The following is a 15,754-nucleotide window of genomic DNA, read 5'->3' as shown; positions in this document are numbered from 1 at the left end:
ACTTCTTTTTTTGTATTAATTAAATCTGCAAGCAAAAGCAGAACAGTAAAAAACAGCATAATTATGAGAAAGTAATACATTTCACACCTCTGGCAATTGATTTATAAAGGAACATATAAGAAAAGAGGCCAAAAGGCCCCTTATGTATGTGGTGAATTATTGAATCAAATCGAAAATTTCGATTGTGATCATATCAATGTTGTCGAATTGATATCTTTTTGGCTTTTCTTTATCGTTATATACTTCCAGCTCAAATGTTTCATTTTTCGGATGAAAAGTTACCTGGCATTTTCTTTCACCATTCACCTCGAAAAATCTCTGCATAGGCTCTCCGCCTGTTGCTTGTTCCTGTAAGCTTTTTAAGCGTGTTAATATACCTTGAAGCTGTGACATGCTCTCTCTCTCCTTTCCAAAACAAAACCCAGAATTCACATTTAGGTTTCTCTTTTGGTATGTTTCTATCCTAACGAAATAAATTCAGAATATTCAAGCACGATGCTTTACATACCAATATTAACAGAATAAAATATTGTAAGGTGTTTGTACAAGTAAAAGCTTTATAAAGGACGTGATTTTTTTTGGCAAAACCTGAAAAATTGGCCGAAAACCTATATTTAATTGATGATTATGACCTTTCATTGGAAAAACGTACCGGTACATATGTTTTAACAGAAAAAAGGCTCACTTTGATTGAAACCTCTGCCAGTCCCTCCATCCCCTATATTTTGGAAGGACTCAACCAGCTTCACTTTACACCGGAGGAAGTTGATTATATCATCCTGACACATATTCATCTTGATCATGCCGGCGGCACAGGCGCATTATTAACCCATTGTCCAAACGCAAAGGTAATAGTACACCCGAAAGGTGCCAGGCACTTAGCAGACCCTTCACGCTTGATTGCAGGTGCAAAAGCTGTTTATGGTGATCAATTCGATGAACTGTTTAATCCAATATTGCCTGTTCCAGAGGAGAAGATTATCACTAAAGAACATAATGAAGATCTTGAAATAGGCCCAAATTGCACTCTGAAATTTTACCATTCGCCCGGACACGCCAATCACCACTTCAGTATCTATCACCCTGCCTTAAATGGGATGTTTACGGGAGATACTGCAGGTGTATTTTATCCGCAGTTGAAAGAGCTTGGGATTGAATTATATCTGCCTTCGACTTCACCAAACCAGTTCAGTCCAGTCAAAATGCTCGAATCCATTGACATGTACGAAAAAATGGACCTTGAATTTATTTTCTTTGGCCATTACGGCATGAGTTCAAACCCAAAGGAAGTCTATGTACAAATAAGAAATTGGCTTACGATATTCATGGATGCTGGTGAAGCTGCAATATCAGGAGGTAGCTCTATAAATCAGCAGACACAGGCAGCCCAAGCCATCCTTGAAGAAAAAATAAAAGCAGACCTAAATGGAAAAGGTGTACCATCTGACCATCCTGTATATGAGATTCTATCTCTGGATATCTCTGTTTGCTCGATGGGATTGATTGATTACCTGCATAAAGTAAACTGATTGCCTGCTGGATGATCCTGCTTTATGATAAAGTAACAAAAGACCGGGAGGATACAAACATTGAAAGAGATTGTTTTATATACACAGCCGGATTGTCCGCCCTGTGAAATCACAAAGATGTTTTTGAATGAGAATGGATATGCCTATACAATTAAAGACATAAAAAAAGATGCCGCTGCACATAAAGAGCTGACAAAGCAGTACAACTCCTTTTCCACGCCAACTGTGGTTATCGGGGACACCGTCATTAGGGGATTTGAGCTGGAAGAACTAAAATCAGCTCTGGGAAAAGAATAAAAAAAGAGCTTAAAAGCCCGTTAAGCTTTTAAGCTCTATTAATTGGCTGCCAGCTGTCCGTTAAGATCCTGCTGTTCAAATAAACCAATTATACTTTGATTATCTGTTAAAAGGATGCTTCCTGACCGAAACATGGCATCAAATGGATTTAACAGGAATCCTAATTGATAGGAAGGCATATTTAGCCAATTTGTATCAGGAGTTTTAAAAGAGGTTTGCTTTGCCTCTTCTTGCCCGTCCTCAGCTTTGTTTATTATTTTCTCGGGAATATTTTCACCCAGAAATTTTGCGACTTTCATATTCCCGCCTTGTTCTTCCAGCAAGATCCCCTCATAATGACTGTCATAGCCAACCGGTCCTTCATGGTTTTCCTGAAAATATTCATACACATATATTTTACCGTTTTCTTCAACAACTTTTGTATTATCTGAATACGTGAAAAACGGAATGTAGTATGCGGCTGCATCTCCTCCCAGGGTAAAGTATTTGCCTTTTTCTGAAATCAGGTTTTCTTTCAGAAACTGATTTTTAGTTTCTTCAAAAAAATAGGGGTTAAGCAATTCTTCCACTTCATTCATGCTTCGCTCTTCTTCGCTAAGCTCAACCTGGGCTTCAAAAGCATTCTGCAGGAATTCATATACCTCTTCTTTATTAGTATTTCCCTCCGCATAAGTATGAAAAGGATTCGCTGCGATCATGACTGCAATTGTGATAATAATTCCTGTTAGGTGCTTGTACATTCCACTCTCCCTTTCTTTATCGATCACTAAGATTGTACCTTCAATTTTACCAGCAAATAAATTTCCTGATACTTGCTTTCGTTCTCCAAATTCTTGTGTATTTTGACAGAAAAATTCTTTTCTTGTTAAGAATCTACCCGGATTGACAAAGAATTAACGCAGCAAATAGAAAAGCCCCAAAGTAATTTGGATGTAAATATTGTAAAATACTTAATTCCATTTTTTTCACAAAAAAAAACCCTCCAGTGGAGGGGCTTCACCAAGTCCAAGTAAGTGCAAAATAAATAATCATGACAAGTAGGATTCCAAAGCAAATGGCATAAGTTAAAAATATAGGATTTCTAATATATGCATGCTTTTGAACATTATCCGGCAGTTCTGAATCGATGTTACCTTTTACTGCCTTTCGTTCTTTTCCAATAAACAAAGTGTAAACTAAGGAATATACAAGTATCCCAAGTCCGATCAGTAGTATGATCAATGTGTACATGCTCATGGTTAATCTCTCCTTGAGGAAAGTTCTACACTTACAATTCCTCAAATAATGAGTGATTATACCAAAAATCTAATGTTTATAATAAACCATCATGCTCATATAAATATTCATACGATAAATCCACAAATAAGTAATCACTGGCATTAAGAGGGAACGAAAAAGTCCTTATGGTTTCACCTGTCTCAATATCGGTATATAAATCAGAGAGGATCCCCTTTTTATTTATTCGCATTTTCATTATATTTTCAAGGAAATACGGACGCCAGCTCCAATTTTTATGAAGATATTCATTTTGGGTAATCCATCCATCATCCCTTTTGAAGTAATTCGCAGACTTCTGAAATCCGTCTTCATCGCAGATATACAGGCGAAAAGCAGCCCCGTCCAAAAGAAGAGCGATCTGCTCCAATGTTTCTTCATATACATTATTTTTTTTATTTTTATTTACAAAATCAATCAGTTTGTCATTGAACTCAAGTGTAACCTGATATAATGACTCCAGTTTTTTCTTTTCAAGCACAATAAACCTGTGACATTCGTTTCGTAACTTTTCCTTTAAAATATCTCTGTCCGGAAAATTTTCTGCAGGTTTTTGCAAATAATAACCCTGATAGTAACGGCCGCCATTTTTCCATGCATATTGGAGCTGGTAAACCATTTCAATATTTTCAAAAAGCAGGCTAGCTCCAATTTTCCTGGCAAGCATGGATAAGGAATAAAGGATATCATTAAAATTATAAGTAGATGCATTGGATTTCATGGACTCCAGGTCCACCTTTAAAATGTCAGGAGCCAATTGTCCGATTCGATCGAGATGACTGCTTTCATTTCCAAGTTTATCTATTGCTAACTTGATTCCATATGTCCTGTAGTAATTTAAAAGATGGTCCAGATGGTCAATATCGCCCTTGTAATTCCTTTCGGTAATTTCCAATACAATCCGGTCAAGGCTTATGCCTTTTTTTTCATATTCCTGGAGAGTATTTAAAAATTGTTCCGCATCATTATACATAAGCAAATCAGCATCTCTATTTATAAAAATCAGAACATCTTTATCAAGATGCTGCGCCTTGCCTAAAGCCCTTTTTAATATTTCATAATCAACCTCAATCCGGAATTCTTCAGGAATATTCTCATCCTGGAAGAATGGCCCCAGACTGATAACCCCATCAGAGCCTTTATACCGGCCTAAGACCTCATAACCAATGACACGATGCTCATCTGCACTGAATATTGGCTGGAAATAGGGAAATACATTATCCAAATCTGTTAAGATATCCAATGCATCCATGTCCTAGCCTCCCTATATATATAAAGTAAAAACTTCGATTAATGAGTTATTATACCATATTCGCTTAAAACTTTTACTATTCAAAATATAGAACCCACTTCTTGATAAAACAAGAACGTTTGGCAAAAGGTTAGCAGGATATTGCGGTGCTGTCCTCCACAACCTAATATCAGGACATCAAAAGAAAGAGGGTATTTCATGAGGAACTTCCTGCTTGTATCCCTTCTTATTCCTTTGCTTGGCTGCGGACATTCAGAACCGGCCAGTCCTGTACAAGAGACTGACATGAATTCCAAAGAGCTGAATGCCCAATTACCAGTTAATGCAAATAATGACCAGCCGAAAGTAACAGTCCGTTATACTGAACCTGCTAAGGCTGTCAATAAACGATCTGTGATCATTGATGTTCCACTAATTAGACAAAATCCGGAATTGAAGTATGGATGTGAAGTAACCAGCCTGACAATGGTTCTGCAGCATGCAGGTGTCCAGGTCGGAAAGATGGATTTGTACCATGCAGTAAAAAAAGATAATGATCAGCTGATACGCTCAAAAGGTGATATCTTAAAATGGGGTAACCCAGCAGAAGGTTTTGTAGGAGATATGACAGGAAGAACTGCCGGATACGCAGTTTTTGATAAACCAATTGAAGAATTGGTAAATAAATATCTTCCTGGAAGAGCCGTTAATTTAACCGGCCTGGATTTTGATGCGGTTCTTATGCACGTTTCCAAAGGATATCCAGCTGTCGTCTGGACGACAGGAGATTATAGGCTTCCTGACCGCTGGGAATCATGGACACATTCAGGTAAAACCATTAAAACACCATTGGATCTTCATGCAGTCGTTTTGGTAGGATATGATGATCAATATGTCTATCTAAACGACCCCCTTTCAGGAAAAAAACAGGTGAAGGTTTCAAAAGAACGCTTTATCTCTTCCTGGAAAGCATTGCAGTCAAGAGCTGTAAGCTATCAATAGATAATGCCAGCCGGCTGAAAACATTTCAGCCGGCTTTTGAACATTAAAACGGATACTGGTTCAGCCACTGGCCACCATCCATTGTGATGCACTCCCCATTAATATAACCTGCATGCTCTGAAAAAAGGAAGAAGGCCAATTCTGCAATTTCCTCCGGCTTTCCAAGCCTGCCAAGCGGTACACTTTGAAGTGTCCTTTTTGCTGCTTCCTCTGATTCCCACAGCCTGTCAGCCCCCCCTGTCCTTTCAATTGGACCTGGAGCTATCGCATTTACTCTGATACCATATTTTCTGCCCCATTCGACAGCCAATGTTCTTGTCATGGATAATACTCCTGCTTTTGCGGCAGCCGAGTGTATCACTCCCGCTCCGGCGTCCCATGCATATGTAGCCACCATATTGATTATGCTTCCCTTAATCCCCTTTTCTATCCAGTATTTACCGACTTCGCTTGAACAATAAAAGGTTCCGTTAAGGACAATATTAATTACAGAATTCCACCCATTAGCACTCAGCTGCTCAGCAGGGCATATAAAATTTCCTGCAGCATTATTAACAAGGAAATCAACTTGCCCAAATGTACTCAGCGTTTCATTTAGCATATGTTTAACATGTTCTATCTCACGGACATCCATTTGAATGGTTAAAACTTGTCCATTGGATGTTTCAATTTCAGCTTTTGCTGCCGCCAAACGTTCCGGGTCTCTGCCTGTTATCACCACATTGGCACCGGCTTCAGCAAACCTCTTTGCCATATATTTGCCCATGCCGCTCGAACCGCCGGTCACAATGACTGTTTTATTCTTCATCTTAATCCCCCCAAAATGAATGATCATTCATTTATATTTTACCATTAAACATAGAATTTTCGAACTATTATTTATTAATAAATTAATTTATGAAAATGAAGGATAGAAACAAGCATAGTTAATTCTTCTTTTTAATAGGATAGTTTGATAGTATTAAAGATACTGTATGAAAAGGTTATAACTCTCGTCTCATGCAGACTCCAGAAAAATTTTTAAAGATAGGTTGGTATGCCCAATGGCGAAAAAAGTGTCCAGAAGATCTTTTTTAAAAAGAGCTCTCGGCTTTTTTGCTGCTGTGTTTGGTATTAGTGCAGGCGGCTATTATTATGCACGGGATATTGAGCCCAGGCTCCTGGAAATCACAAACTGCAAAATTTCTGACAGCGCAATTCCTCAAGCGTTCAATAATAAAAAAATCATCCAATTCAGCGACACCCACCTGGGATTTCATTATGACCTGAAACAGCTGGAAGAATTGATTGAAAAGATAAACAGCCTACAGCCTGATATTGTTTTCTTTACAGGTGACCTGATGGATGAACCCAATAAATATCCAAAGGCAGACCAAATAGCACCGCTCCTGAAAAGAATTCAGGCACCTCTAGGCAGGTTTGCTATATATGGGAATCATGATCACGGGGGCTATGGTTCAGATATCTATAAGTCCATTATGGAAGAATCCGGCTTTACTCTTTTGCTGAATGAAAATCGCAAACTCGAATTTTCCGGAGGGAGCATCGGGATTATAGGCATTGACGATGCCATGCTAGGAAGGCCGGACATAAAGCATGCAAGCAAAAATATGGACAATGGATCATATAACATTTTATTGTCCCACGCACCAGATTTAGCAGATGCAGCCTCAGCCTTCCCCATAAATCTGCAATTGAGCGGCCATAGTCATGGCGGCCAAATAAAACTGCCGTTTTTTGGAGCCTTAGTTAAACCTCCATATGCTGAAAGATACTATGAAGGCTTCTATGAAATTGGCAATCAAAACCCTTTAACTCTTTATGTAAACAGAGGGCTTGGGACAACCCGTCTGCCCTTCCGCTTTTTATCCAGACCTGAACTGACGGTGTTTACACTGCAATCAGACAGTAGCAAGTAAAGGGAAAGCTAATCATTATAGCTTTCCTTTTGTTGATGCATTCAGCGTATAATTTAAGCAATAAGATACAAGATGATTTCCTATGCATATATTTAAATAAAGTTAAACTTCAATCAGTGGGGGTTTTACTGCTACTTTAGAATGCGTTAAACTTTTTCAGAAAAGAGGTGGCTGTTATTTACCATATTGTAAAGCCCGGTGAGACAATGTCAGTCATTGCCCAAAATTACCGTCGCCCTTTAAGCGAGCTTTTGGCAGCAAATACTGCCATTGTAAATCCAGGGCTGATTTATCCCGGCCAGCGAATAATAATACCGGGACTGCCTGAACCAGCTTCCATACCATATACAATCCTAGTTTCAATAGGCAAAAAAAGCTTAACTCTTTTATCTAACGGTGCCGTACAAAAAATCTATCCCATTGCGGTAGGTAAAATGCTGACGCAGACGCCAATCGGAGAGTTTGTAATTGTGAACAGAGAGCCTAACCCCGGCGGTCCATATGGAGTTATGTGGCTTTCCCTGTCAAAGTACGGCTATGGAATTCACGGAACCAACAACCCTTCTTCAATTGGCCAATCTGTTTCCAAAGGCTGTATACGAATGTATAACCAGGATGTCCTCCAATTAGCACGAATAGTGCCAAATGGCACCACGGTGATAATACAACCATAGAGACGTTCGTACTTTAAAAATCTTTCGCTTAAAAATTGCGAAAGTTTTTTATTTTTTGTTGATTTATTTGCCAACAAGACATATCATATTGATATATCATCTTGATATATTGTATTGATACATTGGAAGGAGAGGCAATATTGTCTATAGAACATACCATCCTTGCTGTACTAAGCTTTTGGCCCAGCACAGGATACCAGATTAAATCAGAATTTGAACACAAAGCTGCTGGTCTTTATTGGGGAATGAGCTATGGGAGCATATACCCGAAATTAAAAAAGCTTGAGGAAGAAGGATTTATCTATGCAATCGAACAGGAAGACGAAGGAAGGAAGAAAAAAATGTATGAGCTTACTGCTAAAGGCTGGAAAGAGTTTGAAAATTGGCTGAAGGCACCTCCTTCTTTCCCAGTTATTAAAGACGAATTGCTAATGAAGATGTCAACATGGCATGAAGATATGGATAATGAAGTGTTAATCAGCCACTTATTAAAAAGAAAAGAAGAAGCTTCAGATATTCTTAAATTCGTAAAAGAGTGGCCGAAGAATGGATATTCATATATCAGCAAGCTTGGCACTCTCTCGATTCGATATGCAGAAATGAAGCTGGAAACAGAAATTAAATGGATCGATGAATCAATCGAAGCGCTTCAAAAAGATAACTTACCAGATGGCCAGGATCCTCATGGCAATACAGAAAAGCTTCTAAACAGAAGAAGGATGGCCATTGGAGGGGATGAGGGGAATTGACAGCGAAATCAGGTATTTTTAAACCGCTCAAGCTAAAGTCCTTTCGCGCACTTTTTGGAGCCCAGTTATTTTCAGACTTGGGGAACTGGCTGGATTTAATTGCTTTGCAGGTTATTGTCGCTTATCACTGGGGTCTAGATGAAACCGCAATTGCCTCAGTAATAATAGTTCTCGGTCTTCCCTGGGTCATCATTGGCCCATTTGCAAGTGTGTTTGTAGACAGAATGCCCAAGAAAACAGTTATGATTGTATGCCTCCTTCTAAGAATAGTCTTTGTAGCAGGTTTATTTTACGCTCCTAACCTATACATTCTCCTATTATTTGTATTCTTAAAGGGAACCGTATCAGCACTTTATGATCCTGCAAGGCAGAGTGCCATCCGAATGATTGTACCTGAAAGCATGCTGCCTGAAGCAGTAACTCTGAGCCAGAGCTTTCAGTCAACACGATGAAAATTGCTGGGCCTGCATTAGGAGGAGGGATTATAGCTGTTTTTGGACCCAAAAGTCCTTTTCTGTTTGAAGCAGCAGGATTCTTTATAGCTGTTATTTTCCTGCTGTTTCTTCCCAGCTTAAAGTCATCTGAAGAGTCAGATAAAAAAATGGCTGGAGGTCAAAAAACAAAAGGAGAATTTTGGAAGGATTTTTCCGAAGGCATCAAACATATTCTTCATACTCCCCTTTTAAAGATCTCGATCATTCTTTCTTCTGCAGCGTTTTTCATTATTTTCCTTTATGATGGTTTATTTGTTTTTATTGCAAAGCAGATTGGATTTAATGAGGGGAATTTTGGTTTGCTGATAAGTGCAGTGGGAGCAGGAAGTGTTGCGGGTTCACTTTTGCTGGGCCAATGGACAGGGTGGAACCGGAAACCCATCCATTTAATGAGTTCTTCAGCCATATTGAGTGGCATTTTTATAGCAGCAGTTGGGCTTGGAGGATTAGGTTTTCTTAATTTACCACAATTGGCCTGGATAATCGGTGCATGTCTTTTAGGCCTCTTAGGGGCGGGAGAATCTGTCCCCTACGGCTATGTTCTTCAATCTGAAACACCGAAGCAAATGATGGGCAGAGTATCTGCTGCCGCCATGTCCGTGCAGACTTTTTCCATGCTTATAGCACCTGCAGCCGGAGCTCTTCTTGCCAAACAGCTGGGTGTCTCTCTTGTTATGATTGGCGCAGGCATGGCAACGACATTATTAGGCTTCACTATGTTCACAGTTATATGGAAAAAATCAGGATCCTTCCAGTCCATAAACGGAAAGCAGTTGGATGGATAAGCCTTTCTTATATAAACCCTATCCTAAGTTGGTTTTATTGACTAAAAGGGGTATAATATAATTATATCCCTTTAAAATATGAAAGGAGATTGGAATTTGAATTCTGATAAGAAACATTATCCCCCTCTGCAGCCAACGGTTGAAAACCTCTCTCAAGCTATCTTCACCGTTAACCGCCATGCAAAGACAGCACCTAGTCCTAAATTTTTGTATAAATTAAAGCATGATGCTCTGCACAAGCTGATCAAAGAAGGTAAAGCCCAAAAAGCAGGACTGCACTATTCCGGCAATCCTAAAAATAGCCAGCAGCAATCAGATGTTCTTGTAAAGTGCGGGAACTACTCTTTCCATCTCCCGCCCTCTAAAGAGGATTTTTCTGAGCTTCCCCATTTGGGCAAGCTGGACTCCTTCGTCCGAAATCCTAAGTCCTCCTTATCACTTAATGCAGCGAAAAAATTGCTAATGTCATATACAGGACTAAAAGAACTTAATAGCCCGCCGAATGAAAAAAAACAGCGCTATCAAAAACCAGTATTTAAGAAATTAGGAGAAAGTTATTTTTAATTAAAGCTGGAATGAAAAATTCCAGCTTTTTTGTTATGCCTTATAACACATGCTGATCAATCAATAGCACTAATTCTGCAATTTCAGGCTTGCTCACCTGTGCATCTGCCCCAACCATTTGTCCTTTATGGCGAAGGTCTTCGGTAATCAATGAAGAAAAAATAATTACCGGGATGTCTGCAAGCATTTGGTGATCTTTCACCTTCTTTGTGAGGTGGTGCCCGTCCATTTGCGGCATTTCGATATCAGTGATCATGAGATGTACTTCATCAGTGACATTCCGCCCGGATTCAGCTAAAGAATGCAGATATTCATACGCCTCATAACCGTTCTCAAAAAATTCAATCCGGGAAAAGCCCGCTTCATTTAATGTATCGTTCAAAAGCTTTCTTAATAATGGAGAATCCTCTGCAATAATCAGCTTCTTATCAGATCTTTCACGCTTTCCAAGCTTTTGCACCTTCTGAATGCTAATCCCTGAATCAGGGTTAATTTCTGTGACCATTTTTTCAAAATCAAGCAGCAGGACCATTTCTTGACCAAGCTTTATGATTCCGATAACCTGGCTTTCTTGCCCCTGGTACATTTCAGATGGTTTTTCAATTTGGTTCCAGGAAATACGATGAATCTTAGAAACATTATGAACATGAAAAACAATTTTTTGCTGATTAAACTCTGTAACAATAAACTTATCCTGCTGGGGGGTTTCCGATGTAGCCATATTCAATGAAGAAGCTACATCCACTACAGGAAGAACCTCACCCCTCAGTTCAATGATTCCTTCTATATTTCTATGAGAATGAGGGACAGGAGTGACCTGTACAGGGTTTATAATTTCCTTCACTTTAATCACATTAATGCCGAATTTATTTCTGCCTATCGAAAATTCAACAATTTCGAGTTCATTTGTTCCGCTTTCAAGTAAGATGCCTTTTTTCTGATCCACTTTTTTCGCCCTTCCTTTTTCATCTGTCTATATCTTAATTCGGTGCTTCAAATTATGTCTTCTATAGTAGAGCACATGCCATTTGATTCTTTATCTCTATTAATATACCATGAATGGGTAATATTTCTTATTAAAATTTAATATTTCATATCATATGACCTAATTAAACAGCGGTATTCTGTAATGCTAAAACAATAAAAAGCAAGCCCGGAGAGGCCTGCTTCTGGAATTCTATACAAGGTGTACGCTTATTCAGGAATGCTGTCATCTTTTATTTTTGAATGAACGAGCAGTCCGATTATGGTCAAAATCATTAATGAGCCTAAAGCCATTCTGCTCGCAATGTTTCCATAGCTTGCGAATATCAGGGTAATGCTTCCGTAAATGAGCGGACCAATAATGGATGATACTTTTCCTGAAAATGCAAACAAACCAAAAAACTGTCCTCTTTTATTTTCAGGAGTTAATTCCACAATATACGTCCTTGTGGTTACCCACATTGAACCAAGGGCAACGCCAAACATGCTGCCTGCAACCCAGAACATTGCTTCATTGACAGCGCCAACGGCAATTGCCAATGCAATAAGAAGAAGGATTCCAACATACTTAACCGCTTTATTTGCCCCTATAGCCTTGGTTATATACCCAAATACAAATGAACCAATTATACTGGACACAGTGGAAACTAGATATAACAAAATGAATTTGCCAGTGGTAAAGCCGACAATTGTTTTTGCATAAACGGCCATCATCGCTATCGTGGTGGCAATCGCATCATTTAAGAAAAAATAAGCAATCATGAAAGTGAAAATTGATTTATAATGTCTCATTTCTTTAAAAGTCTGCCAAACATCCTTATAGCCTGATAAAAATGTTTGTTTTTCTTTTGGTTGATAAGGCTTATCCTTTACAAAGAAAAACAGCGGCAAAGAAAACACCAGAAATAAAATAGCCGAGGGTATGAAAGATTCGTGAAAACCGTCATCACCTACAAATAAATAAACAGTCAAGCCAACAAGTGTGCCAATATAGCCGACTGCTACTCCAAAACCTGATATCAGCGGAATTTCCTGCTTTGTTCCCAAGTCGGAAATCATTGCATCGTAAAAAACCAGACTGGAATGGTAAAAAAACTTAGCAATGATAAAACAAATAATAACAAGGGCGAGGTAAACAGGCAGCCCGAATACTTTCCCGCTAATCTGGCTGGATGCAAAAACCCCCATCAATATCGTTGCCATCACAGTAATTAACGTGAAAATCACTATATATTTCTTTTTTCTTCCTGTCCTGTCTATCATAACTCCGAACAAGGGTGAAAACAGGACAAGAAAAAAGCTTGCCAATGCATTAGAATAAGATATAAACGTACTTGCAATCTGATTTAAAACTTCATTCTCCCCTATTACTTCCTGCAGATAAAATGGAAAGAATATTGTATTAATATTGGATGAAAAGATGGTATTCGCAAAATCATATAGTGCCCATGATACGACCGGCAGGGTCATATACAGGCGCAGGGAATTAAATTTCCCCGGCTTCTTGAGCTCCGTTTTTTCTATTTCCATGCCATCAGCTCCTTCATGTAAAAAACAGTGAGACTTTTACCGTATTTTAAACCCTGATGCCGGCAGCACTGCGGCAACCCTCCGTTTACCGGCTTTAACAGGTTTTAGCTACGTTTCCTGGTCTAACCCTTTTATAGACTCAAGCCACATTGTAAATGATTCATAGTATTTTATAATACCATTCTTTTGCATTTTCACCCTCCCTTTCTAAAAATATATTCTGCATGCAGCAGATAAATCCTTTATAGTGCTAATCCTAAAAAAAACTGTATAGCAGCTAGGCCATACAGCTTCTTTTTGTAGTTATTTTTTTAAAACAACTGTGCCTGCGATCAAATCATGCAATGCCTGTTTCTTTTCTGTAAAAGCTGCAATAATAAAACCGATAATGAAAATTCCAGTAATGGCCATTGCAAAATATCTTCCAACTGCTCTCCAGAAAGAAATATGATCACCATTTAAATCCGTCACTTTTAATCCCAGCAGCTTTTTGCCCACAGTCCCCTGCCATGGGGATGCATGCATACCTGCAAAATAGGCAACAGCAACAATAAGATTGAATAGAAATGTTACTCCAAGTGCGCCAAAATATGTTCCAATGAATGCAATAGCTTCATCATCGCTCATTTCTGTTTCCATATAAGATGGATCACTTATCATCATGTTAAAAGTGTCAGAAGTGCTAAAGAAGATCAAAAAAATGACAATGCTCAAAATAGCAAGAGGAATTCCGACAATAATAGAATCAATTAAATAGGCCGCAAATCTGAGCCAGAATCCGCTATATTCCTTTGGGCTTTCATAAGGCTGCTTCTCTAGAGATGTCTCCACTTAATAACCTCCTTAAATTAATTACGCAGGAAACTTATAAACTATAAGTACAGTTTCCACTATCTACTAATGTTAATCTCTAAATGAATTATATTCAACTAATTGTAAAATCTTACACTGATTTATTTTTCCATTTATTTTTTTAAAACGTTTTCATCTTGACTATTCTGTGAACACTCTCCTAACACTGTAGACACCCCTTTACGTAGGGCATAAAATAAATCTGTAAAGCAGAAAGTAAGGTTTTACATAAATAAAAAAAGAGGTGCAATCAGGCATGAAAGGTACAGCAATCCTTTACCATGATGAAAATAAAGTTACGATTCTGGAAAATGTGGAGCATTCTGTGTTTGAGGAAATGAAAGATCAATGCGGCGATAAACATTGCCATTGTCATATAGAAAATAAAGTAATCGACTTTGGTGCTGTATCCCCGGTTTTATGGCATGAAGATGAAGTTGATTGGGATTACGGATACTAATTATATTATTGCAGGCTCTGAATAGAACTCAGGGCCTGTTTTATTTTTTGGTGTTTGCCGCTGTGCCAAAGTGTTAGAATAAACAGTATGATGATGCGAGGTGAATACATTGGAACATTTAATCAACAAAAGAGTGAAGAACATAGAAATTTCCGGAATCAGAAGGTTTTTCAATATGGTTGCCGGCACCAAAGATATGATTTCTCTTACAATTGGACAGCCTGACTTCCCTACGCCGCTGCATGTTAAAGAAGCAGCAAAACAGGCAATCGACGAAAACTTTACTTCCTACACACATAATGCGGGCGATATTCGATTGCGTGAAGCTGCAGCTGCCTTTGTAAAAACAAAACATAACCTTACATATAACCCTGAATCTGAAGTCATTGTGACGTCGGGAGCGAGTGAAGCAATTGATATTACCTTCCGGACAATTTTGGACGAAGGATCGGAAGTTATCCTGCCTGGTCCTGTCTATCCAGGATATGAGCCAATCATACAACTTTGCGGTGCAGTTCCGGTTCATAGTGATATTTCGAAAAACAAGTTCCGATTTACTGCAGATTTAATCGCGGAACATATGAGTGAAAAAACAAGGTGCATAGTTCTTCCATACCCTTCGAATCCGACTGGTGTCAGCCTGACGCTGGAGGAACTTGAGCAAATTGCAGCTCTTGTTAAGGGCAAAGATATCTTTATCCTTGCTGATGAAATTTACAGCGAACTGATCTATGATCAAACCCACCACTCAATCGCTTCCATTTTACGAGAGCAAACAATCGTAATTAATGGGTTATCAAAGTCTCATTCAATGACAGGGTGGCGTATTGGGTTATTATTCGCACCGGCTAATCTGGCAAAGCATATCCTGAAGGTTCATCAGTATAATGTTACTTGTGCTGCTTCTGTCTCTCAATTAGCAGCCCTAGAAGCATTAACAGCCGGCATTGATGACGCCGTGCCGATGAGACAGGAATATGCCAAGCGACGTGACTATGTTTATGGGCGATTAGTACAAATGAATCTGGATGTAGTCAAACCTGATGGCGCTTTTTATTTTTTTATAAAAATTCCAGGTGGTTCTATGAACTCCTTTGAATTCGCTCTTTCACTTGTTGAAGAGGCAGGGGTTGCAGTAGTTCCGGGCAGTGCATTTTCCTCATATGGGGAAGGCTATTTCCGTATTTCTTTTGCTTATTCCATGGAAACATTGACAGAAGGCCTTAACAGGATTGAAAAGTATCTGAAAGCTAAAGTGTAAATACAAAAGGAGCCAATCCCAATTGAACTATACCCCAGATACTGGACACTTATAAAAAAGTGCCCCTTTCTGGGGTTTTTTGTGTTTCAATAGATTTAATCAATAGGGCGGAGGATTTTTCATGAGTAAGAATATTTATAATGAATTC

19 protein-coding genes are annotated in these 15,754 nt (G+C 38.8%); 11 read left to right on the top strand and 8 right to left on the bottom strand.

The features are described 5' to 3' along the window. Window positions 1-156: 156 nt before the first annotated feature. Complete coding sequence (locus tag M3205_RS17380) at window positions 157-393, bottom strand: YkuJ family protein (RefSeq protein ID WP_035328567.1); 237 nt, start codon at window positions 391-393, stop codon at window positions 157-159. Between the two features lie 185 nt (window positions 394-578). On the opposite strand from M3205_RS17380, the gene M3205_RS17375 reads away from it, so the two are divergent. Continuing rightward, the gene (locus M3205_RS17375) at window positions 579-1,529 is read left to right on the top strand and encodes an MBL fold metallo-hydrolase (RefSeq protein WP_251171080.1); all 951 of its coding nucleotides are present in this window, start codon (window positions 579-581) and stop codon (window positions 1,527-1,529) included. A gap of 60 nt (window positions 1,530-1,589) precedes the next feature. Next, window positions 1,590-1,826 (top strand): glutaredoxin family protein, encoded by a 237-nt coding sequence (locus tag M3205_RS17370; protein ID WP_251171079.1) that lies wholly within the window; start codon window positions 1,590-1,592, stop codon window positions 1,824-1,826. A 38-nt stretch (window positions 1,827-1,864) separates the two neighbouring features. Here the strand turns inward: M3205_RS17370 and M3205_RS17365 are convergent, their stop codons facing one another. The 3 genes from M3205_RS17365 to M3205_RS17355 form a co-directional block, all read right to left on the bottom strand. Further along, window positions 1,865-2,566: a DUF3993 domain-containing protein gene (locus tag M3205_RS17365; RefSeq protein WP_251171078.1), complete on the bottom strand. Its 702-nt coding sequence runs from the start codon at window positions 2,564-2,566 to the stop codon at window positions 1,865-1,867. A gap of 256 nt (window positions 2,567-2,822) precedes the next feature. Further along, the gene (locus tag M3205_RS17360; RefSeq protein ID WP_251171077.1) at window positions 2,823-3,062 is read right to left on the bottom strand and encodes a hypothetical protein; all 240 of its coding nucleotides are present in this window, start codon (window positions 3,060-3,062) and stop codon (window positions 2,823-2,825) included. Window positions 3,063-3,138: 76 nt separating this feature from the next. Then, a complete protein-coding gene (locus M3205_RS17355; protein WP_251171076.1) occupies window positions 3,139-4,353 on the bottom strand; it encodes an EAL domain-containing protein in 1,215 nt (404 codons plus the stop codon). Window positions 4,354-4,551: 198 nt separating this feature from the next. Between M3205_RS17355 and M3205_RS17350 the strand changes: the two genes are divergently transcribed. After that, window positions 4,552-5,334, top strand: coding sequence for a C39 family peptidase (locus tag M3205_RS17350; RefSeq protein ID WP_251171075.1), 783 nt, complete (start codon window positions 4,552-4,554; stop codon window positions 5,332-5,334). A gap of 43 nt (window positions 5,335-5,377) precedes the next feature. Here the strand turns inward: M3205_RS17350 and fadH are convergent, their stop codons facing one another. Continuing rightward, window positions 5,378-6,142, bottom strand: coding sequence for a 2,4-dienoyl-CoA reductase (fadH, locus tag M3205_RS17345; RefSeq protein ID WP_251171074.1), 765 nt, complete (start codon window positions 6,140-6,142; stop codon window positions 5,378-5,380). Window positions 6,143-6,377: 235 nt separating this feature from the next. Between fadH and M3205_RS17340 the strand changes: the two genes are divergently transcribed. The 6 genes from M3205_RS17340 to M3205_RS17315 all read left to right on the top strand — a co-directional run bounded on the left by M3205_RS17340 (window position 6,378) and on the right by M3205_RS17315 (window position 10,519). Continuing rightward, window positions 6,378-7,253: a metallophosphoesterase gene (locus tag M3205_RS17340; RefSeq protein ID WP_251171073.1), complete on the top strand. Its 876-nt coding sequence runs from the start codon at window positions 6,378-6,380 to the stop codon at window positions 7,251-7,253. A 176-nt stretch (window positions 7,254-7,429) separates the two neighbouring features. Next, entirely contained in the window at window positions 7,430-7,927 is a 498-nt protein-coding gene (locus M3205_RS17335) for a L,D-transpeptidase family protein (RefSeq protein WP_251171098.1), read from the top strand. Between the two features lie 140 nt (window positions 7,928-8,067). Further along, a complete protein-coding gene (locus M3205_RS17330) occupies window positions 8,068-8,676 on the top strand; it encodes a PadR family transcriptional regulator (protein ID WP_251171072.1) in 609 nt (202 codons plus the stop codon). Beyond that, window positions 8,673-9,128 carry an MFS transporter gene (locus M3205_RS17325; RefSeq protein WP_251171071.1) on the top strand — a complete coding sequence of 152 codons (456 nt, stop codon included), beginning with the start codon at window positions 8,673-8,675 and terminating at the stop codon, window positions 9,126-9,128. Before M3205_RS17330 ends, M3205_RS17325 begins: the two co-directional genes overlap by 4 nt. Then, the gene (locus tag M3205_RS17320; protein WP_251171070.1) at window positions 9,125-9,955 is read left to right on the top strand and encodes an MFS transporter; all 831 of its coding nucleotides are present in this window, start codon (window positions 9,125-9,127) and stop codon (window positions 9,953-9,955) included. The genes M3205_RS17325 and M3205_RS17320 overlap by 4 nt, the downstream gene beginning before the upstream one ends. Window positions 9,956-10,033: 78 nt before the next feature. Then, window positions 10,034-10,519 carry a YkyB family protein gene (locus M3205_RS17315; protein WP_251171069.1) on the top strand — a complete coding sequence of 162 codons (486 nt, stop codon included), beginning with the start codon at window positions 10,034-10,036 and terminating at the stop codon, window positions 10,517-10,519. Between the two features lie 40 nt (window positions 10,520-10,559). On the opposite strand, the gene M3205_RS17310 is transcribed toward M3205_RS17315, so the two are convergent. The 3 genes from M3205_RS17310 to M3205_RS17300 form a co-directional block, all read right to left on the bottom strand. Further along, complete coding sequence (locus M3205_RS17310; RefSeq protein WP_251171068.1) at window positions 10,560-11,465, bottom strand: chemotaxis protein; 906 nt, start codon at window positions 11,463-11,465, stop codon at window positions 10,560-10,562. Window positions 11,466-11,713: 248 nt separating this feature from the next. Next, a complete protein-coding gene (locus M3205_RS17305; RefSeq protein ID WP_251171067.1) occupies window positions 11,714-13,033 on the bottom strand; it encodes an MFS transporter in 1,320 nt (439 codons plus the stop codon). A 303-nt stretch (window positions 13,034-13,336) separates the two neighbouring features. Then, window positions 13,337-13,864: an RDD family protein gene (locus M3205_RS17300; RefSeq protein WP_251171066.1), complete on the bottom strand. Its 528-nt coding sequence runs from the start codon at window positions 13,862-13,864 to the stop codon at window positions 13,337-13,339. 277 nt (window positions 13,865-14,141) lie between these two features. Between M3205_RS17300 and M3205_RS17295 the strand changes: the two genes are divergently transcribed. Both M3205_RS17295 and M3205_RS17290 read left to right on the top strand, forming a co-directional pair. Continuing rightward, window positions 14,142-14,345 (top strand): hypothetical protein, encoded by a 204-nt coding sequence (locus M3205_RS17295; protein ID WP_035328525.1) that lies wholly within the window; start codon window positions 14,142-14,144, stop codon window positions 14,343-14,345. 109 nt (window positions 14,346-14,454) lie between these two features. Then, a complete protein-coding gene (locus M3205_RS17290; RefSeq protein ID WP_251171097.1) occupies window positions 14,455-15,606 on the top strand; it encodes an aminotransferase A in 1,152 nt (383 codons plus the stop codon). Window positions 15,607-15,754 lie beyond the last annotated feature (148 nt).

It is taken from the genome of Cytobacillus firmus (assembly GCF_023715565.1).
Classification (GTDB): Bacteria; Bacillota; Bacilli; order Bacillales; family Cytobacillaceae; genus Cytobacillus; species Cytobacillus firmus_C.
The sequence above is the reverse complement of the archived record's forward strand: the minus strand, read 5'-3'. Positions and strand labels throughout refer to the sequence as shown.